Consider the following 20,445-nt stretch of genomic DNA (forward strand, 5'->3'; position numbering starts at 1 on the left):
GCAGCGTCAATCCTCGAAGTCGCCGAAGACGTTCTGTAGCCGGGTCAGCTGGGCGACGCGCTCGCCGACCTCGTCGCCGAGGACGACGATGATGTTGCTCAAGAGCAGGTCCATAACAGCAACCGTCGTTGCCGCCCCATCCCAGAGCGGGCCGTGCGAACCGGGCACCACGAGACAGATGTCGGAAACCTCCGGCGCCCAGGGGCAGAACTCGTCGGTGAAGAGGATGACCTTGACGCCGGCGCGCCGCGCTTCCTCGGCAAGCGGTCGTGCCTTCGCGGCGAAGCGGCGCACGTCGTGCAGGAACAGCACCCGCCCCTCGACGGAACCGTCGAGCAGTTCGGCATAGGTGCCGTTGAGCCCGTCGACAAACTGTACCCGCGGCCGGGTATAGGAAAGCTGGCTGGCGAAATATTGCGCGATGCCGCGCACGTTCTGATAGGCGGCGACATAGACCTCGCTGGCAGCGATCAGCGCATCGATCGCCTGCTGCCATTCCGGCGCGGTCGTCAGCTCGTAGATCATGCCGAGGTTGTCGATCTGCTGCTGGATCAGACCGGCAAGCAGCTTGCCTTCGCGGTTGTCGTCGCGCAGACGGCCGACCGATCCCTTCACCTGCCAGGCCGGATTGTTGGAGCCGTCGCGTCGAAGCTCCAGTTTTAACTCGTCGAGACCGTCGAAGCCCATGCGCCGAAGATAACGCCCGACCGTCATCGGTGAGACCTCAAGACGGGTCGCGATCGAGCGCGCCGTCTCGAAGGGAATGTCGGCGAGATTTCGCTCGATGTAATTGGCGATGAGCTTGTCCGATTTCGAGCGTCTGAGCTCGTCGCTGCGCACCAGCTTCAGGATTCGCTGTGCCACGTCCCCTCCCCTTGCATGATCAAAGCGGGATGCCGGCAAGGCTTCGCCGCGCACCCCGCTCCGTCGCATCGCCTGTTTATTGCGCCGTCTTCACCTTCGTCCAGACCCGATCGAGCTGGCGCACGCCGGGGCCGAGATCTTCGAAGATCTGCAACTTCTGCATGGTTTCCGGCGGCGGATTGATTTCCTTGCTATTCTTGATCTGCTCGGGGGTCAATTGCCGCGCCGGGACGTTGGCCGTGCCGTTCGTCTGCTGCTCGATGTTGAGTGCAGCCACTTCGGGGCGGGTGTAGAACTGCATGAACTTGACGGCGTTCTCCTTGTTCGGCGCGGTCTTCAGGACGCAAATATCCTCCTGATACATCGTCGCGCCTTCCTCCGGGATCACGTAGCCGAGATCCTTCGGATTGCCGAAGACGTCGACCATCGAGCCGACGAAGAAGTGGCCGGCCGCCACGTCGCCCGCCGCCACCATCGGACGGGTGTCATAGGTGAAGGCGGCGACTTCGGGCTTCATGGCGATGATCGTATCGGCTGCCTGCTGCAGTTCCGCCGGATCGGTGGAGTTGACCTTGTGGCCGTTGAGGATGAGGCCGACCGACAGCACCTCGCGCATGTCGTCGAGCAGCGTGAACTTCAGGCCTTTGGCCTTCACCGTCTCGATCAGGTCGCGCCAGCCGGTCACGTCCTTGCCGAGCAGCGTGCGGTTATAGAGGATGCCGACCGTGCCGAAGGCATAGGGCAGGCAATATTCGCCCTTCGGGTCGCTCTTGGCGCGAAGGAACGTCGGGTCGATGTTCTTGAAGCCCTCGTAAGTGTTGATGTCGGTCTTTTCCAGCAGGTCGAGCTTGGCCATGATGTCCTGCATGTGCACCGACGGGAAGACGATATCATAGCCCGTGGCGCCGCCCTGGATCTTAGCCAGCATTTCCTCGTTGGAGGAATAGGTCGAGAGGTTGACCTTGATCTTCGTCTCCTCCTCGAACTTCTTCAGCACGGCCGGATTGATGTATTCGCCCCAGTTGTAAATGTTGAGCTCGGCCGCTTGCGCCGTGCCGAAAAGGGCCGTCAGCGTCGCCAGGGAAAGTGCCACAGTGCGTGCACGGGTCACGAAAGCTCTCCTGCCTCCGCGGGTCGTCCCGTTTGTCATCTTCATCGATATTCTCCTCTGATGGTTCTGGCCGGACGGCCTGGCACGGCCTTTGGCGGCCGCTTCCGGATCGCGGCTTCTCGTGGCCGTTGACTCCGATAGGCAAATGGTATCCATATATCGAAAACGCACAAGCGTTATTTACATAACATTTTGGGGAACAGAAGTATGCAGAATTCCATCGTCCGGCTGGTGGAGGCGAGCAAGGCCTTTACCACTCCGGAAGGCGGCACCGTGACCGCTCTCGACCGTATCGATCTCGATGTCCGCCGCAACGAGTTCCTGACCTTGCTCGGCCCCTCCGGTTGCGGCAAGACCACGCTGCTGCAGGCGATCAGCGGCTTCGTCGAACTCGACGGCGGCTCCATCCTGATCGACGGCGAAGACATGACGGAGCGGCCGCCCTACCGTCGGCCGGTCAACACCGTCTTCCAGAACTACGCGCTGTTTCCGCACATGAGCGTCGGCGAGAATGTCGCTTATGCGCTGGAGGTTGCAGGCGTTGCCAAGCCGCAGCGTCGGGAGAAGGTCGCCTCCGCCCTGAAGATGGTCGGGCTCGAAGGCATGGAAGCACGCAAACCGCGCCAGCTCTCCGGCGGCCAGCAGCAGCGCGTGGCGCTCGCCCGCGCGATCATCGCCCGGCCAAAGCTGCTTCTGCTCGACGAACCACTGTCGGCGCTCGACAAGAACCTGCGACAGGCCATGCAGATCGAACTGAAGACGTTGCAGAACGAACTCGGCATCTCCTTCATCTTCGTCACCCACGACCAGCAGGAAGCGTTGACGATGTCGGATCGCGTCGCGGTGCTTTCAGGCGGGCGCATCCAGCAGCTCGACACGCCGCGCGCCATTTACGACCATCCGGTCAACACCTTCGTCGCCACCTTCATCGGCGCCAGCAACCTGTTCGAAGGCAGGCTCGACGGTGACCGGCTGATGACGGCTGACGGCATGGCGATCCGCCACCGGCCCTGCGAGCGGAAAATCTCGACCAAGGCGACGGCGCTGATCCGGCCGGAACAGTTCTTCCTCGCCGAGGACAACGACCTCTTCCCGACGATCGACGTCGATCTCGACCAGATCGTCTTCGTCGGGTCCACCTTCGAGCTGTTCGGCCGCACCGCCGAAGGCCGCAAGGTCGTTGCCGAGATCCCGGCCAACCGCCGCAATCTCGTCGGCACGGTCGAGCAGACGCGCAAGGCGCGGCTTGCCTACGACCCCGCCGCCGTGCACCTGATTGGCGCAAACACGGGGGCTGCGTAAGATGACGATTGCCAGCCGCCGCCGTTTCCAGCTTGCGCTCCTGCTCGGGCCCGTCTCGGCCTTTCTCGCCGTCTTCTTCCTCGGGCCGCTCGCGATCATGATCGTGACCAGTTTCCTCGCGCCCGGCCTTTATGGCGGGGTGGAGTGGACCTTCTACCCGCATAACTTCGGCCGCATTCTCGGCTTCGCCGATCCGATGTTCGAGGAGTTCGATCCGATCTACATCGCGATCTTCCTGCGCTCGATCGAGATCGCCGCCCTCACGGTGCTCGCAACGCCCCTCGTCTGCTATCCCGCCGCCTTCTGCATCGCCCGGCTCTCCGAGCGCTGGAAGAACTTCTGCCTGTTCCTGATCACGCTGCCCTTCTTCACCAGCCTGATCGTGCGCCTCTTCGTCTGGGTGCTGATCCTGCGCCAGACCGGTCTCGTCAACGAGGTGCTTCTATCCACGGGGCTGATCGAAAGGCCGCTCGACCTGATCTACACCCAGGGCGCGATCGTCCTCGGCATGACCTATGTGTTCATTCCCTTCATGTTCATGCCCGTCTATGCGAGCGTCGAAAAACTCGACTGGACGCTGGTGCGCGCCTCGCTCGATCTCGGCGCCGGTCCGGTACGCACATTCTGGCGCGTCATTCTGCCCCTGACCGCACCCGGCATCGCCGGCGGCGCCGTCATCGTCTTCATCCCGGCGCTCGGCAACTTCGTCGTGCCGGCGGTGCTTGGGGGGGCCAAGGTGATGATGTTCGGCAACCTGATCGAGCAGCAGTTTCTCGCCGCCCGCAACTGGCCCTTCGGTGCGGCGCTGGCGATGATGGTGATGAGCGTCATGCTGATCATGATGATCGCCCACGTGGTCATCTCCGGTCGGCGCAATGCTGCCGCCGCGGCACTGGCACGGTGAGGCGCACATGAAGATCGCTCGATCCCTTTTTGCCGGCGGCCTGCTTGCCTACACCGGCTTGTTCTTCGCCTTCATCTATATCCCGCTCGTGGTCATCGCCGTCTATTCGTTCAACGCCAATCCGGTGAACATGATGACCTGGACCGGGTTCACCACCGAATGGTACGCGCAGGTTCTCGGCTTCAAGACCAAGGTCTCCGAAAGCGCGCTCTACATCGAATCAACAGGGCAGTTGCTGCAGGCGGTGTGGAACAGCCTCGTCATCGCCGCCTCGACCACCGCGATTGCGACGGTGTTCGGCACGGCGATCGCGATTGCCCTCTATCGCTTCGAATTCGTCGGCCAGCGCTTCTATCGGGTGGTGATGTTCATGCCGATGCTGATGCCGGATATCGTGCTCGGCATCGCGCTGCTGATCTTCTTCGTCAATTCCGGCATCAAGCTCGGCCTGACGACGATCATCATCGGCCAGTGCACCTTCCTGATCTCCTACGTCTTCATCGTCGTTTCGGCGCGCCTTGCCGGCATGGACCGGACGCTGGAACACGCGTCGGCCGACCTCGGAGCCAACGAATGGATGACCTTTCGCCGGGTGGTGCTGCCACAGCTCTTTCCGGCGATCGTCGGCGGAGCGCTGCTCGCCTTCATCATCTCGATGGACGATCTCGTCATCACCTATTTCATCGCCGGCGTCGACGTCACCACGCTGCCGATGTTCATCTTCTCCATGCTTCGGCGCGGCATCAAACCGGAGATCAACGCCATCGCCGTGATGATGCTGACCTTCTCCTTCGTCGTCGCCTCGCTCGGCCTTTACCTTCGCTCCCGGCAGAAATGATCATGAACGACAAAACCTCCAAGCCCTCCAGCGCCCGCGCTCGCGATATCGGCCTGCCCTTTTCCGGCCGCACCGGCCGCTTCAACGCCATCACCGATGTCGAAGGTATCGCCGTCGGCTTCCGTACCATCGAGGAACAGACGCCGCGCCCCGGCCGCAAACGCCCGGTGCGCACCGGCGTCACCGCCATCCTGCCGCATGCCGGATCGGAAACGCCGGTCCCGGTTTATGCCGGCGTGCACCGCTTCAACGGCAACGGCGAAATGACCGGCACCCACTGGATCGAGGACGGCGGCTTCTTCCTCGGGCCCGTGATGATCACCAATACCCACGCGGTCGGCATGACCCACCACGCCACCATAAAGTGGATGTTGGAGCGCTACAGGACGACCTACGACACGGATGATTTCCTCTGGCTGATGCCTGTTGTCGCCGAAACCTATGACGGCGTTTTGAACGACATCAACGGCCAGCCGATCACCGAGACCGATGTGCACGCCGCACTCGACGCCGCCACGTCCGGGCCCGTCCAGGAAGGCAATTGCGGCGGCGGCACCGGCATGATCGCCTATGGCTTCAAGGGCGGCACCGGCACCGCGTCCCGGGTCGTCGAGTTCGGTGGCCGCGATTACACGATCGGCACGCTGGTCCAGGCCAATCACGGCCAGCGCGACTGGCTGACGATCCGCGGCGTTCCGGTCGGCGAGCACATGCGCGACGGCACACCGCAAAGCCAGATGCAGGAGCGCGGCTCGATCATCGTGGTGATCGCGACCGACCTGCCGATGGCGCCGCATCAGTTGAAGCGTCTGGCGCGCCGTGCCGCGATCGGCATCGGCCGCAACGGCACGCCCGGCGGCAACAATTCCGGCGACATCTTCCTCGCTTTCTCGACCGCTAACACCCAGCCGATGGCGCACAAGGCGCCGCCGCGCCTGTCGCTCGAAATCGTCAACGACGAATTGCTCGATCCTGTCTACCTCGCGACCGTCGACAGCGTCGAGGAGGCCGTGGTGAACGCGATGATCGCAGCTAAGGATTCCGGCGGCACGGCCCATGATCGCTTCAAGATCCAGGCGATCCGGCACGAACCGCTGATGGAGCTGATGCGGGCTTATGGCCGATAACCGGCAGCCCTAACGATACCTCTCGGGGCCGGTGACTTAGCCGGCTCCTATTGAGCCCACGCGCGCCCGGCGCCAGTCGCTCGGGGCTTCGCCGACCCGCAGGCGGAAGAAGCGCGAGAAATAGGCGGCATCGGCAAAGCCGATCTCATAGGCGATATCTTCGAGCGGCCGGACGGTGAAGAGCAGCAGGCGCTTGGCCTCGAGCAATCGACGCTCGTTGATCAGCTCCTTGACCTGCATGCCGAAAGCGTCCCTGCTCGCCTTGGCAAGCAGGTGCGGGGTGGTGGCGAGCGCATCGGTGTAGTGCCCGACGCTCCAGTTCTCGCGGAACCGCGCGTCGATGAGCCGGCGCAATTCCGTCGCCAGCATCGCCTGCGTCGGCTGAGCGGCTGCCGGCGCGGCCGCCGCCAGGCGGGCGATCTGGGTCAGCACGGCGGCGACCAGTGATGCCAGCATCTGTTGGGTGCCCGGCGCCCCGTCGGCATACTCATCGGCGACGATATCGAGTAATTCCGCAAGGCGGCGCCAGCCCCGGCCCTCGCCGTCGCCGCGGATCATCGTGGGCCTATCGAGCGCCAGCGTCGTGTTCTCGCGGATCGAGAGCAGCGCGCCATCGGCAATCGAGACGACGATGGCGTCGCTCGTCTCCGGATCGACCGAAAAGCCGTGCACGATACCGCTCGGCACGAAGCTGATGGCAGGTGCTGAAAAGTCCAATGGCTTGTCGTCGATGAAATAGGTTCCCCCGCCGCTCAGCCAGTAGGTGATCTGTCCCATCTGGTCGTGCTTGTGCGCCTTCACCTGGCCCTGATGCAGGTTCCGCCGTGCCATCACCGTCTCGACATGGAAGAACCCGGGCTCGAGCTTCTGCTCCGGTTCGCCATAGACGAAGAAACTGGGAATGCTGCTGCTCATGCTCCACCCGAAAAAGTCCAAGTCATTTTGCCATTCTGTCCATGGCGGCTGACGATTTCAACGCCTAGCCTTGACGAAACTCAAGGGAGGAGAACATGAGAGCAGAGGATTTCCGCGCCGACCGGACACGGCCCTTCACCGGCGCCGAATATCTGGAGAGCCTGCGCGACGGACGCGAGGTCTATATCAACGGCGAGCGGGTGCACGACGTCACCAGCCATCCGGCGATGCGCAACTCCGCCCGGTCGCTCGCACGGCTCTACGACGCACTGCACGACCCGGCAAAGAAAGAGATCCTCACCTCGCCGACCGATACCGGCTCCGGTGGCTACACTCACAAATACTTCCGCGTCGCCCGCTCCTCCACGGACCTTGCCGCCCAACAGGGCGCGATCGCCGAATGGGCGCGCATGTCCTATGGCTGGATGGGCCGCACCGCCGATTATAAGGCGGCGCTGATGAACACGCTCGGCGCCAATGCCAAGTGGTACGGCTCCTTCAAGGACAATGCGCTCGCCTGGCATAAGCGGGCCCAGGAAGCCGCTCTCTTCATGAACCACGCGATCGTCAATCCGCCGATCGATCGCCACAAGCCGGCGGATGCGGTCAAGGACGTGTTCGTCCACATCACCAAGGAAACGGATGCCGGCATCTACGTCTCCGGCGCCAAGGTGGTAGCGACGTCCTCGGCGTTGACGCACTATAATTTCCTGGCGCAAAGCTCGGCGACAGTGACGGAGGATCCCTCGCTCTCCGTCATGTTCATCGTCCCGATGAATGCGCCGGGCATCAAGATGTTCTGCCGCGTCTCCTACGAGCAGACGGCCAACACCGTCGGCCATCCCTTCGACTATCCGCTGTCGTCGCGCTTCGACGAGAACGACGCGATCCTGGTGCTCGACAACGTGTTCGTGCCCTGGGAAGACGTGCTGGTCCTCAGGGACGCCGCCAAGATCCTGTCGTTCCATCCGGCTTCCGGCTTCATGCACGGCTATTGCTTCCAGGGCTGCACTCGCTTTGCGGTAAAGCTCGACTTCCTCGCCGGCCTGCTCGCCAAGGCCTTGAGGGCGACCGGCGGCGATGCGTTCCGTGGCAACCAGGCGGCACTTGGCGAGGTTATCGCGCTCCGTCACATGTTCTGGAGCTTCTCCAACGCGATGGCGCACAATCCCATCCCGTGGGCCGATGGCGCCGTGCTCCCCAATCTGGAAGCCGCCCTTTCCTACCGCACCTTCATGTCGGAGGCCTATCCGCGCGTCGTCGAGACGATCCGCAGGGTGATCGCGTCGGGCCTCATCTACCTGCCGTCTTCGGCGCGTGATTTCGGCAATCCCGAGATCGATCGTTACCTGGCGCAATATGTGCGCGGCTCCAACGACATGGGCCATATCGAACGCATCAAGATCATGAAGCTGCTGTGGGATGCGACCGGCACCGAGTTCGGCGGGCGCCACGCGCTCTACGAGCTCAACTACGCCGGCGCTCCCGAAGAGGTGCGGCTGCAGGTGCTGAAAGGCGCCGAGCGCGGCGGGCGGCTGAAGGAAATGGAAGCGCTCGTCGACCAGTGCATGGCCGACTATGACGAGAACGGCTGGACCGGCAACACCTGGCTGCCGCCGCTCGACGACAACGCCTCCCTTCGCAGCGCAGCCGAGTGAGGCCGGAGATGGAACCGCTCATTTCAAAGACCGAGTTTCGCAACGCCATGGCGCGGGTCTGCGCGCCGGTCAACGTCATCACCACAAACGGACCCGCCGGACGCGGCGGGTTCACCGCCACCGCCATGTGCTCGGTGACCGACGAGCCGCCGACGCTGCTTGTCTGCATGAACCGCAACTCCGCCCAATGCGGCCTGTTCATCGACAACCGCCGCTTCTGCGTCAATGTGCTCAGCCACGACCACCGGGACCTCGCCGGCCACTTCGCCGGCGCGACGCAGGATATGGCCGCCCGCTATGCGGCGGCCGACTGGGTGGAGATGCAATCCGGAAGTCTTGCGGTCAAGGACGCGATCGTCTCGCTCGACTGCGAACTGGCGGAGGCGCGGCTCCTGGGAACCCACCATATCCTGATCGGCCGGGTCGTCGGCATCCGCTCGCGCAGCGATGGCAATGCGCTGCTTTATTTCGACCGCAACTACGTGCACGTGCCGACGCAGCTCGGAAGTTTCGGCGGCTAGGCACCGACGCGACACCGCGGTTCGGGTGCCAACACGGCATCTTTCGCCATAGAGCCGACGCAATCCACATCCAGTTGCTCTTCAGCGCCTTTTGTTTTTTCCCTGAAACGCGTCTATTGCCAGGCGCGGAATGAGAAAGGAAAACGGAATGGTGATTGCTGGGCCAGCCGGACGTCCGACGATGGACGCGAAAGGCAGGGAATTCGATCGCTTGGCCGCCCTTGGACATCTCGATATCCTCGACACGCCCAGGGATGAAGGCCTTGAACGCGTCGTACGGCTGATCAAACAGGTCTTCGACATCGATATCGGCATCGTCTCCTTGGTCGATGCGCATCGCCAATGGTACAAGGCCTGCTCCGGGCTTTCGGCCGACGAAGTTCCGCGTGAAGACACCTTCTGCCGATATGTCGTCGCCTCCGAGGAGCCTCTCGTCGTGCACGACGCCACCAAGGACGCGCGCTTTTCGCAGCACCCGGCCGTGGCCGGCCCCGAACATATCCGGTTCTACGCAGGCGTCCCGCTGAAGACGCGGGATGGGCATACGGTTGGGACCGTGTGTGCGATCGACCGCACGCCACGACAATTCACCGAGACGAATCTTGCGATCCTGACGGAACTGGCGGGCGTGGCGATGGACCGGATCGATCTGCTCCGCTCGGCCGCGACCGACGGGTTGACCGGGACGCTGACGCGGCGCGCCTTCCGCGAGGAAGCGGACAAGCTGATCTCGCTTGCCGTGCGGCACCAGCATGATCTGTCCTGCATCGTCCTCGATGTCGACCATTTCAAGCGGGTGAACGACAGCCACGGGCATGCGGCGGGAGACGAGGTCTTGAAGGCCGTCGCCTCCATCTGCCAGTCCAATCTGCGGGCAAGCGACCTCCTAGGGCGGCTCGGCGGCGAGGAATTCGCGATCATGCTGCCGCATGTCGACGCGACTGGCGCGCTGGCCGCGGCCGAAAAGCTGCGGGCAGCGATCGCCGCCCAGACGATCCACGGCGACTTCGGCCAGCTCGCGGTAACCGCGAGCTTCGGCACCGCCGCCCTTTCGACCAAGAGCAGGGATAGCGCCACGCTGCTCGCCCAGGCCGATGCGGCGATGTATCTCGCCAAGGCCGGAGGGCGAAACCGCTGCGTCGAATGGAGCAGTCTCGAAGCCGGCTATCCGCTCGGCCCGCGCCAGCGCGTACTGAAGGCTGGCACCATCCTCTTCGATAACAGGCATTCGCGGATCGACTGCACCATCCGGTCGCTGGGCGCCGATGGGGCCGCGGTTACGGTTTCGAATTCCGCCGGCATACCGCCCGAACTCGTCCTGGTCGTTGCCGGCGATGGTTTCGAAACCAAGTGCCAGGTGGTGGCGCGGGACCGGCAGAACCTCGAACTCGCTTTCGGATAGCCTGTTCGCCCATAGGCATCCATCACGACACAGGATGAAGGGGCGCCCGTTAGGCGCCCCTTCTCGCATTATTACGGGATGCTATTCCGCGGCCGCCTCCAGGCCCTTCGGCGACGACGCAGGCTTGCCCTGGAACTTCTTGAACAGGAAGAAGTAGAGCTTGATGTACTGACCGACGAGAATGGCGTTCAGGATCGTACCTTCGCGGATGAACTTGACCTCGGCGAGAAAGAGCAGGCCGATACAGGCTGAGAGCACCAGCAGCGTGCAGTCGAAGCCGGTCTTGATGTTGCCCCACTTCCAGCCGGTGCGCTTGAAGATCGTGTTGACGAACATGTCGATCGGCATCAGCACAAGGTTGGCGCGGATCATCAGGAACAGGCCGAAGGCGAGAGCGGCATCGGCAAACACCAGCAACGCAACCCGCAGCGGATAGGCCTCGAGCTTGATGAACTCGGTGATGCCCAGGTTGAAATCCAGGAAGACCGCCAGCACGAAAGCCGGGATCAGCGACGCGAAGTTCTTGAGCTTGAAGTCCTTGGGCAGGACCAGATAGGTCAGGAACAGCATGATCAGTTCGAGCATGAAGTTGTAGGTGCCCTGGCTGAAGGGCGGATAGACCAGCGTCATGGTCCGCGTCAGGCTGCTCTGGGGTGAAATGCCGATGCCGGCCCGGATCGCCAGGCTGACGCCAAAGGTCAGCACGTAGATGCCGACGACATACATGATCCAGCGCCGCGTCAGGCTACCGGTATCGACGATTTCGGCTTCCGCCGCATTGTGTGCCATTGTTTCCTCCCTCGAAACGATGCGGGTTTGTTGCCCCGCCTGCCCATCGCCCCCTCAGCGATGCGCTTTTAAATCCCTCGGCGTGCCACCTGTTGTCGCGACAGCATGCCACTTTCCTGGCGGACGGACGCCGAAACGTCCGTCTGCTTTTCCTGAACGGCTCTAGGCCATGAAGCGGAACCGGTGCAACGAGATGAACAGGCTGAGCAGCTTGTTGACCACCGGTTCGCCTTCGTTGCGGTTGCCGAGAGCTTCGAGCGCTGCGTCGATCGCCGCGGCGCTGGCCGTCAGTTCCTCGACGCTCATGTTTGCCATGACGCCATAGATCTCGAGCGGCATGACGGCTTTCTCCACCTTGTCCTCGGTGACGATGCAGGCGCCGGCATGGGTATCGACCCGCTTGAGGCAATGGCACATTTCAGCGCTGTCCTGACCGACGACGACAAAATAGGGCTTCGGCGCCGGCCAGAAGGTCGCGACCGCGCCGCGATCGACATGCACGCCCTTGAACAGCCCGTTCACCACATGGCGCTTGCCGTCGGCATAACGCTGGACGACCGACAGCCGGCTCAGCTTCTTGCCCTCGTGCTCGGCAACGACCTTGCCGTCCTTCAGCGGCACCCAGATTTCCTGGTAGAATTTGGCGTGGCCACGGCCGTAGACGTCGAACAGATAGACCTTGGCCTGCGTGCTGTCTTCCGACACTTCCAGGGGCACGATGTCGAGCTGCTCCGGCGAGAGATCGGCAAGACCGGTAACGCCGTCCTTGCACATGCCGGAATAGTCGATCTCGGCATTCTTCAAGAGCTTGCGGTCCTTTGCGACCAGTTCGCCATCCTTGAAGACGTAGAGCGGATTGATCTTCGACAGGCTGTCGGTCAAGACGATATCGGCGAAGCGGCCAGGCGTCAGCGAACCGATCCTGTCTTCCATGTGGAACGAGCGGGCGGTGTTGTAGGTCGCCATCTTGATCGCGTGGATCGGGTTGATGCCCATCTCCGCACACAGCGAGATGATCCAGTCCATGTGACCCATCGTCAGCAGTCGCTCGATCGAGATGTTGTCGGTGCATAGCATGAAGTTGTCGGTCGGCCATTTGCGGTCGACGATGGCGCGCAAGAGCACCTTGATCACTTCGCTGCTGCCGACCCCGAACTTGATGTGGGTCGGAAAACCGTAGCGGATGCTCTTCTCGATGTCCTTCTCGTTCCAGACGTCGTGATTGTTGGAAACGCCGATCGCCGGCAGGTAGTTGAGGACCATGTCGGAGAGCGCGGTGACACCCCAGTGGCCGTTCATGAAGCCGCCCTTGGCGCGAACCCAGGCCGCCTTGCGGAAATCGTCGTCGTTGCCGGAACTGTAGGTGAAATGCTCGAATTCCCCGAGGCCGATCACCGGCTCCATCTTGAGCACCGCTTCCGTCACGGATGCTGCCGTCTTTTTGCCCGGCGCGAAAGCATAGAGCCGGTAGGGCAGTTGATCGTAGTCCTTGAAGAGTTTCTCGGCGGCTTCGATGCCTTCCTTGCCGGCGGCGCTCAAGAGATCCAGGCATTCGGCATAGATCGTCGTCGTGCCGCAGGGCACCATCGCCTCGGCGAGTGCCGTTGGATGCGCGAGCTGGGATTCGAAATGGATATGCGCGTCGATCAGGCCGGGGATCGCGTAAAGACCCTTGCCGTCGAAAACCGCCTTAACCTTCAAGACGGTCTCGTCCGGATTGAGCGCAACGATGCGCTTGTCATAGACGAGAATGGATCCCTGGTAGACGGTCTCGCCATGGACATCGAGGATGTTCAGGTTCTTCAGGAGAAGATCCGCTTCCCTCTCGCCGTTCAGGATATCGAAGATGGCGCGCACCTTTTCGTAATGCGCGGCTTCAGTCTGGTTCACGAATAATCCTCCACTTTCATAGTCGTCGGCGCCTGCCGATTACCCGCCATTCTCAGCGGGTGCGGTACCGGCAGCGCGCCTCTCACCAACCATAAGAAGTCATTGCACCGCTTCCGAAAAGCAGTATTTTCTGCTCATACCGTTCGCTTTTCGAGAACACTTTGAGGGAAGGCCATGCTGCATTCACGCGTACTGCGCTACATCGACGAGGTGGCGCGCTCAGGCTCGATCCGCGGGGCGAGCGAGCGGCTGAACGTCGCTGCCTCGGCCATCAACAAGCATGTGCTGCAGCTTGAGGAAGCCATCGGCGAACCGCTGTTCGAGCGGCTGCCGCGGGGCCTCAGGCTCACGCCCGCCGGCGAAATCCTCGTTGCGCATGTGCGCCGGACGATGAAGGAATACAGCCAGGTCGAGGCCGAGATCCGCGATATCAAGGCGCTGCAGAGCGGCGAGGTGATCATCGCCACGATGAACGGCCTTGCGGGCGGCATCGTGCCGAAGGTGGCCGCGATCTTCGGCGCACGCCATCCGCGTCTCAAGATCACGATCCGGGTGATGTTTGCCCGCGATATCGCCCAGGCGGTGGCCGATGGCGAGGCCGATCTCGGCTTCGCCTTCAATCTCCCGTCCACGCCGCAGCTCGAGACGCTCTGGAAGATGGACACCCGCCTCGGCGCGGTGGTGGCGCCGGAACATCCGCTCGTCGGTATGGAGACGCTGCCGCTTGCCTATTGCCAGCCCTACCCGCTGATCTTTGCCGACAAGTCGATGCAGATCCACGGCATCGTCGCTGACGCTTTTGCTGAGGCCGGTCTGACGGTCGAGCCAAGCTATCTCACCAATTCCATCGAGGCGATGAAGTTTCTCGCCGCGGCCGGCGACGGCATCGCCTTTCTCAGCAAATTCGACATTACCGAGGAACAGCGAAACGGCGTGCTGACCTACCTGCAGATCCGCGACCGGACTTTCGCCAAGAACGTGCTTTCGCTGGTGCAACGGGAAAGGCGCGGCCATGGCCTCGCCGCCGCGATGTTTGCCGAGGAGATCATCCGGGCTTTGCGGGCGACGGTGGAATAGCCGGCTACCCGGCCCAACGCCGACGCGGTTTTTCGTCCCGGGTCAGAGCTGAATCCAGGCCGTTTTCAGATCGGTGTATTTGTCGAGCGCGTGCAGCGACTTGTCGTGACCGTTGCCCGACTGTCTGACACCGCCGAGCGGCACCGTATTGTCGGCACCGCCATAGGTGTTGACGTGCACCACACCGGCACGGATGCCGCGCACCATGCGGTGCGCGCGCGACAGGTTTGCCGTCCAGACAGCGGAGGCGAGGCCATAGTCGGTCGCGTTGGCGATCCGGAGCGCGTCCGTCTCGTCGTCGAATGGAATGACCGCGAGCACGGGGCCGAAGACCTCTTCCTTCGCCAACTTCATTTCGGGCCCGACGTCGAAGACGGTCGGCTGCATGTAGTAGCCGCCGGTCTCCTCAAGAATGCGCTTGCCGCCAGAGCGGAGGCGCGCACCTTCCCCTTCGGCCTCACGGACGAATTCGAGGTTCTTCTGAAGCTGCGCCTCGCCGGAGATGGCGCCGGCCTCGGTCGACAGAAGCAGCGGGTCGCCGACCTTCAGGCCGGCCGCGATCGCCGCCACCTTCTCTGCGAAGGCTTCGTGGATCGATCGCTCGACCAGCAGCCTGGAGCCGGCGACGCAGACCTGGCCGGAATTGCGGAAAATGCCATAGGCGGAAATGCGCGCGGCCTGATCGAGGTCCGGCGCGTCGGCAAAGACGATGTTCGGCGACTTGCCACCGAGTTCGAGGTAGACGCGCTTCAGGTTCGAGCGCGCGGAGTATTCGAGCAGCCGGCGGCCGACGCCGCCAGAACCGGTGAAGGCGAGAACATCGATATCGCCATGCAGCCCGATCGCTTCGCCCGTCGTCGCGCCGCGGCCGGTGACGACGTTCAACACGCCTTCGGGCAAACCGGCCTCGGCGCAGATCTCAGCGAGCCTCAACAGGCTGAGCGATGCGCCCTCGGCGGGCTTCAGCACGACGGAATTGCCGGCGGCGAGCGCCGGCGCGATCTTCCAGGCGCCGATCATCAGCGGGAAATTCCAGGGAACGATCGCGGCGACGACACCGATCGGCTCGCGATGAATGAGGCCGAGGATGTTGTCGGCCGTCGGCGCGATTTCGCCATAGACCTTGTCGAGCGCCTCGGCATAGTAGCGGAATGTGCCGGCAGCACTGCCGGACTCCGCCTTCAGCGCCATCGAGATTTCGGTGCCGTTGTCGCGCACGCCGAGAACGGCCAGTTCCAGCGCGTGCGCCTCGATGATCTCGGCAATGCGTGTCAGAACCTTTTTGCGTTGCGCCGGGGCAGCCTTCGACCAGCTTCCCTTCTCGAAAGCGGCGCGCGCCGCGCGAACCGCCGCATCGACATCCCCGGCTCCCGCATCGGCAATCGTCGTCAGATGCGTCCCGTCAATCGGCGAGACGACGTCGAGGGTCTCACCCGAGAGGCTCTCCTGCCAACGGCCGCCGATGAACAATTTTTGAGCCGCGACGGGCAGGTTGCGCAATTGATCGATCTTATCCTGCATGGTGTCCTGTCCCGTTTGTTGCAGGCATGGCGGCGAGCCGCCATGCCCAAAAGCGATGCTCCCGAGAGATCAGATCTCCTGGCCGGCGCCCAGGCGGGCGAACTCGATCGGATTGCCCGATTTCAGCGAGGCCGCCAGGAACAGCCCGATGACCCCGAAGATCACGACGAGCCCCGGCAGGAAGACGGCGAGCATGCCGGTGGCGCCGGCGAGATCGCCGAAATTGGCGGCAATCGCGATGATGACGGCAACGAGGATCAGGCCGGTGACGACGGGAATGACCTTGGTCACCAGCGGGTTCGTTTCAAGTCCAGGATTGCGGCCGAAGAAGGCGACGATCGCAAAGGCGGTGAAGGCCATCAGCGTCATGACCGCAAGCGTGCCGACGTTGGTCAGCCAGGAGAAGAGCGCCAGCACCGGATCCTGACCCGTTGCGGCAAAGAGCGCGACGACCAGCACGGCAATCACCGTCTGGATCAGCGAGCCGACATGCGGGCTGTGGTAGACTGGGTGGGTGACGCCGATCGAGGCCGGCAGCAGCCGCTCGCGGCCAGCGACGTAGAGGTAGCGGGCGACACCGTTATGAAACGCCAGCACGCCGGCGAAAAGGCTGGTGACGAAGAGCACATTCATCAGCGGCGGCAGCCAGCCACCGGCATAACGCTCGGCAAGACCGAAGAGGAAGGTGGTCGGATCGGCAAGGCCCTGCAGTTCCGGCACCAGCTTGTCCGCGCCGGCGGCGTTCACCATCAGCCAGGATGTGAACATGTAGAAGATGCCGATGATCAGCACGGAGATATAGGTCGCGCGCGGTACGGTCTTTTCCGGATCGCGGGCCTCTTCGCTATAGATCGTCGTCGCCTCGAAGCCGATGAAGGCGGCGAAGCAGAAGAGAATGCCGATCGACGGCGAGCCGGAGAGGATGGCCGAGGGGGTGAACGAGACCGTACCCAAACCGCCGTCACCACCCTTGGCGAGGATCGCGACATCGATGACGAGCACGACGAGATATTCGAGGATGACGAGGACGGTCAGCACCTTGGCCGAAAGGTCGACGCGGCGATAGCCGAGAATGCCGACCGCGGCGATGCCGACGAAGGTCCAGACCCACCAGGGGAAATCGATCCCCAGGCCGGCGAAGAGCCCCGCCGTCGCCGCGCCGAAGAGGCCGAAGACCCCGATCTGCATGGCGTTATAGGCGAGGATCGCGATCATCGCGGCGGCGCCGCCCATCAGCCCGCCGAGGCCCTGCGCGGTGTAGGCATAGAAGGCGCCGGCATTGCGGATATGCCGCGCCATCGCGACATAGCCGACCGAGAACAGAAGCAGGATCAGTGTGACGATCAGGAAGGTGCCGGGAATGCCCGCACCGTTTCCGAGCATCATCGACAGTGGAACGCCGCCGGCAACCGCGGTCAGCGGTGCGGCGGCGGAAACGACGAGAAAGGTGACGGCGCCGACGCCAAGGGCGTTCTTGCGCAATTGGTTCGCCCCAGTCACGGGCGTGGGTGAATTGGTCATGGTCTTGGCTCCCCTTGCTGGCGCGAACGCCTTTTCGCCTCCGGTCCTTCTCTCCGGCGGCTGCTCCCTGAAGCGGACTTGAGGCGCGGGGCTTGCTTTTTGTCTTTGCCGCGTAAGTCCTTCGGTTCATTATTTGAACCTCAGCTTCAAATATAGACTTGCAAATTGCATCTGGCCCTGTCAAGTTATTTCGCATGTTAAGTATCTCGACCCAAAACGACCGGGAGAGCGGGTCTACCGCTCCTTAGGAGGGAACAGGCGAGAGGACTGACGGGGCGCTCGACAACGGAGGAATGGATGAGCACCATCGGTAAGGCCCTGACTTTGCTCGACGCGATCTCGCGCCTGGAGAAGGAAGCGGGCTTGAGCGACATCGCCCGCCACTGTGGGCTCGACAAGGCGACGGCCAGGCGCTTCCTCGTCGAACTGGAAAAACACGGCTTCGTCGAGCAGGACATGGAAACGCGGCGCTATCGCCTCGGCGGCGCGCCGGTGCGGCTTGCCCGCATCCGCGAGGCGCGTTTTCCTTATCTGAGCGTCGCGACGCCTTTTGCGCGGGAACTCGCGGGCCTTGCGGGCGAGACCGTTCACCTCTCCGAATACGCAGCCGGACGCCTCTCGACCATCCATGTGGAAGACTCGCAGCGCGCCCATCGGGTCATCGTCGATGTCGGCAGCATCCTGCCCTTCCATGCGACCGCATCCGGTCTCGGTTTTCTCGCCTTCTGCCCGCAGAAGGACATCGACGCGGCCCTGTCGGCGCCGCTTCAAGCCTTTACCGACCACACGCTGACCGACCCGGCGACACTCCGCCAGACACTCGGCGAGACGCTCCGGCGCGGCTACTCGATCTGCCATCACGGGCTCGAAACCGGCGTCGTCAGCGTCGCCGCCCCGATCCGTGCGCCCGACAGCACGCCGGTTGGCGCGATCGCGATCGCCGCTCCCGCGACACGGGCCGACAAGGAGACGGTGGAACAGATGGGCCGTGCCGCGATGGCAACGGCCAGACGCATTTCCGAAAGACTTTTCGGGTTGGAGCAGGTTGCTGCCGATCCGCTGGCAAGGAGGGCCGGCTGATGAATGCGATGAACCGTCTCCCCAACATCCTGGTCGTGGGTACGGGAGACACCAAATGCGACGAACTCCAGTTCATGGCGTCCGTCATCCGCGAAGCCGGCGGATTGCCTGTGATGATGGATGTCAGCATTCTCGGCGACCCGCCCTACCAGCCGGAATACTCGCGCCACGACATTGCCGAAGCGGCCGGCGTTACGATCGCAGCAATTGCCGCCAGCGGCGACGAACACAGCGCCATGGCGCTGATGGCGGAAGGTGCTTCCGCCCTCACCCGCTCACTCTATCAGGCCGGCCAGGCCGATGGTGTCATCATCCTCGGCGGTTCCATGGGCACCGATCTCGCGCTCGATGTTGCCGCTGCCCTGCCACTCGGCGTGCCGAAATTCATCGTCTCGACGATTGCCTATTCGCACTTGCTTCCGCCGGAGCGCATCGCCCCCGACCTTATGATGATCCTCTGGGCCGGCGGTCTCTACGGTCTCAACGGCATCTGCCGTTCCGTTCTTTCGCAGGCTTGCGGCGCCGTTGTCGGTGCCGCCCGTTTCGGTACAAAGCCGGACGGATCGCGGCCGCTGATCGGCATGACCTCGCTCGGGTCGAGCTGCCTCAAATACATGAAATACCTGAAGCCCGAGCTCGAACGTCGCGGCTATGACGTCGCGGTCTTCCACTCGACCGGCATGGGCGGGCGCGCCTTCGAGGCGATCGCCGCTGAGAAGGGCTTCACGGTCGTTTTCGACTTCTGCATTCAGGAGGTCAGCAACCATCATCACGGCACGGTCGTCACCTCAGGACCGGATCGGCTGGAGAATGCCGGACGCTCCGGTATCCCGCAGATCGTCGCCCCCGGCGCCGTCGACATGGTCGACCTGCCGGCCTGGCAACCCGTTCCCGAAGCTTTCGCCGATCGACCCTATCACGCCCACAACCGGCTGCTCGGCTCGGTGACGACCTCGGCCGAAGGGCGGCGCGAGATCGCCCGCGTCATCGGCGGCAAACTTTCCGGCACCGGTGCCGAAGTCGCCTTCATCCTGCCGCTGAAGGGCATCCAGGAATGGGACCAGCCGGACGAACCGCTGCATGAGCCGGAAGCGCTCGACGCCTTCATCGACGAAATGCGCCGGTCCATTCCACCAAGTGTCGCACTGCACGAGGTCGACAGCCACATCAACGCGCCGGAATTTTCGAAGGCAGCACTTGCGATCTTCGACGACTGGGTGGCGCGCGGCATCGTGCCCGAGGGCCGTCCATGACCAACAGCATATCCGATAAGGCCCTGATCCTCGACTTCGGCGGCGTCGTCACCCGTACTCTGTTCGAAACACATGATGTGACTGAGCGCACACTTGGCCTTGCGGCGGGCACGCTCACCTGGCGCGGCCCCTTCGACCCCGCGACCGATCCGCTCTGGGCCGCCATGCAGCGGCGCGAGATCAGCGAACGGGACTATTGGACGACACGCACCCGCGAGGTCGGACGGTTGCTCGGTGAAGACTGGAGCGACATGAAGACCTTCGTGCAGCGTGCGCGGGGGGCGGAGCCGGAACTCGTACTTCGCCCCGAGGCGCGCGACGCGATCCTCGCCGCCCATGGGGCCGGCATCCGGCTCGCCATCCTCTCCAACGAGCTCGATCTCTTCTATGGCGTCGCCTTCCGAGAGCGTTTCCCGTTGATCGAGCTCTTCGAGACGATCGTCGACGCCACCTACACGAACATCCTGAAACCCGATCCGCGCGCCTACGAGCTGGTGCTGAGCCAGCTCAATTTGCCGCGCGAGGCCTGCGTCTTCGTGGATGACCAGTTGAAAAACATCGAGGGTGCGCGGGCCGTCGGCCTGCCTCACGTCCATTTCGACGTCACCCGCCCCGCGGAAAGCTATGCCAAAGCACTTCGGATGCTTGGCCTTGAACTGACAGGAGCATGAT

18 protein-coding genes are annotated in these 20,445 nt (G+C 63.2%); 11 read left to right on the plus strand and 7 right to left on the minus strand.

The window, feature by feature from the left end; all coding sequences use genetic code 11:
- Positions 1-6 precede the first annotated feature (6 nt).
- Positions 7-864 (minus strand): MurR/RpiR family transcriptional regulator, encoded by an 858-nt coding sequence (locus M2267_RS26665; RefSeq protein ID WP_043614025.1) that lies wholly within the window; start codon positions 862-864, stop codon positions 7-9.
- Between the two features lie 76 nt (positions 865-940).
- The gene (locus M2267_RS26670; RefSeq protein WP_429118736.1) at positions 941-1,975 is read right to left on the minus strand and encodes a polyamine ABC transporter substrate-binding protein; all 1,035 of its coding nucleotides are present in this window, start codon (positions 1,973-1,975) and stop codon (positions 941-943) included.
- A 207-nt stretch (positions 1,976-2,182) separates the two neighbouring features.
- On the opposite strand from M2267_RS26670, the gene M2267_RS26675 reads away from it, so the two are divergent.
- Genes M2267_RS26675 through M2267_RS26690 form a run of 4 tightly spaced genes read left to right on the plus strand, consistent with a single transcriptional unit; the run spans position 2,183 to position 6,146 of the window.
- Complete coding sequence (locus M2267_RS26675) at positions 2,183-3,277, plus strand: ABC transporter ATP-binding protein (RefSeq protein WP_429118739.1); 1,095 nt, start codon at positions 2,183-2,185, stop codon at positions 3,275-3,277.
- A gap of 1 nt (position 3,278) precedes the next feature.
- Positions 3,279-4,181, plus strand: coding sequence for an ABC transporter permease (locus M2267_RS26680; RefSeq protein WP_429118743.1), 903 nt, complete (start codon positions 3,279-3,281; stop codon positions 4,179-4,181).
- Between the two features lie 7 nt (positions 4,182-4,188).
- Complete coding sequence (locus tag M2267_RS26685; RefSeq protein WP_429118745.1) at positions 4,189-5,019, plus strand: ABC transporter permease; 831 nt, start codon at positions 4,189-4,191, stop codon at positions 5,017-5,019.
- A 2-nt stretch (positions 5,020-5,021) separates the two neighbouring features.
- Positions 5,022-6,146, plus strand: a complete 1,125-nt coding sequence (locus M2267_RS26690; protein ID WP_429118748.1) for a P1 family peptidase — start codon at positions 5,022-5,024, stop codon at positions 6,144-6,146.
- Between the two features lie 36 nt (positions 6,147-6,182).
- On the opposite strand, the gene M2267_RS26695 is transcribed toward M2267_RS26690, so the two are convergent.
- Complete coding sequence (locus M2267_RS26695; protein WP_429118750.1) at positions 6,183-7,061, minus strand: helix-turn-helix domain-containing protein; 879 nt, start codon at positions 7,059-7,061, stop codon at positions 6,183-6,185.
- Positions 7,062-7,156: 95 nt separating this feature from the next.
- On the opposite strand from M2267_RS26695, the gene M2267_RS26700 reads away from it, so the two are divergent.
- The 3 genes from M2267_RS26700 to M2267_RS26710 all read left to right on the plus strand — a co-directional run bounded on the left by M2267_RS26700 (position 7,157) and on the right by M2267_RS26710 (position 10,642).
- A complete protein-coding gene (locus M2267_RS26700; protein ID WP_043614040.1) occupies positions 7,157-8,719 on the plus strand; it encodes a 4-hydroxyphenylacetate 3-hydroxylase N-terminal domain-containing protein in 1,563 nt (520 codons plus the stop codon).
- A gap of 8 nt (positions 8,720-8,727) precedes the next feature.
- Positions 8,728-9,240: a flavin reductase gene (locus M2267_RS26705; RefSeq protein ID WP_043614043.1), complete on the plus strand. Its 513-nt coding sequence runs from the start codon at positions 8,728-8,730 to the stop codon at positions 9,238-9,240.
- 148 nt (positions 9,241-9,388) lie between these two features.
- Positions 9,389-10,642: a sensor domain-containing diguanylate cyclase gene (locus tag M2267_RS26710; protein ID WP_429118752.1), complete on the plus strand. Its 1,254-nt coding sequence runs from the start codon at positions 9,389-9,391 to the stop codon at positions 10,640-10,642.
- A gap of 81 nt (positions 10,643-10,723) precedes the next feature.
- Here M2267_RS26710 and M2267_RS26715 read toward each other — a convergent pair whose 3' ends face one another.
- Positions 10,724-11,431 carry a YczE/YyaS/YitT family protein gene (locus M2267_RS26715; RefSeq protein ID WP_429118755.1) on the minus strand — a complete coding sequence of 236 codons (708 nt, stop codon included), beginning with the start codon at positions 11,429-11,431 and terminating at the stop codon, positions 10,724-10,726.
- 162 nt (positions 11,432-11,593) lie between these two features.
- Positions 11,594-13,321, minus strand: a complete 1,728-nt coding sequence (locus M2267_RS26720; RefSeq protein ID WP_429118757.1) for an amidohydrolase family protein — start codon at positions 13,319-13,321, stop codon at positions 11,594-11,596.
- A gap of 174 nt (positions 13,322-13,495) precedes the next feature.
- On the opposite strand from M2267_RS26720, the gene M2267_RS26725 reads away from it, so the two are divergent.
- Entirely contained in the window at positions 13,496-14,398 is a 903-nt protein-coding gene (locus M2267_RS26725) for a LysR family transcriptional regulator (protein ID WP_429118758.1), read from the plus strand.
- 42 nt (positions 14,399-14,440) lie between these two features.
- On the opposite strand, the gene M2267_RS26730 is transcribed toward M2267_RS26725, so the two are convergent.
- Complete coding sequence (locus M2267_RS26730) at positions 14,441-15,919, minus strand: aldehyde dehydrogenase (RefSeq protein ID WP_429118760.1); 1,479 nt, start codon at positions 15,917-15,919, stop codon at positions 14,441-14,443.
- Between the two features lie 69 nt (positions 15,920-15,988).
- Complete coding sequence (locus M2267_RS26735) at positions 15,989-17,440, minus strand: APC family permease (RefSeq protein WP_429118762.1); 1,452 nt, start codon at positions 17,438-17,440, stop codon at positions 15,989-15,991.
- A gap of 297 nt (positions 17,441-17,737) precedes the next feature.
- Here M2267_RS26735 and M2267_RS26740 point away from each other — a divergent pair, with 297 nt between their 5' ends.
- Genes M2267_RS26740 through M2267_RS26750 form a run of 3 tightly spaced genes read left to right on the plus strand, consistent with a single transcriptional unit; the run spans position 17,738 to position 20,444 of the window.
- The gene (locus M2267_RS26740) at positions 17,738-18,520 is read left to right on the plus strand and encodes an IclR family transcriptional regulator (RefSeq protein ID WP_429118764.1); all 783 of its coding nucleotides are present in this window, start codon (positions 17,738-17,740) and stop codon (positions 18,518-18,520) included.
- Positions 18,520-19,773, plus strand: coding sequence for a Tm-1-like ATP-binding domain-containing protein (locus tag M2267_RS26745; RefSeq protein WP_429118766.1), 1,254 nt, complete (start codon positions 18,520-18,522; stop codon positions 19,771-19,773). The genes M2267_RS26740 and M2267_RS26745 overlap by 1 nt, the downstream gene beginning before the upstream one ends.
- Positions 19,770-20,444, plus strand: coding sequence for an HAD family hydrolase (locus M2267_RS26750; protein ID WP_429118767.1), 675 nt, complete (start codon positions 19,770-19,772; stop codon positions 20,442-20,444). The genes M2267_RS26745 and M2267_RS26750 overlap by 4 nt, the downstream gene beginning before the upstream one ends.
- The last annotated feature ends 1 nt before the right edge of the window (position 20,445 follow it).

The organism is Ensifer sp. KUDG1, from assembly GCF_050434285.1.
Lineage (GTDB): Bacteria > Pseudomonadota > Alphaproteobacteria > Rhizobiales > Rhizobiaceae > Ensifer.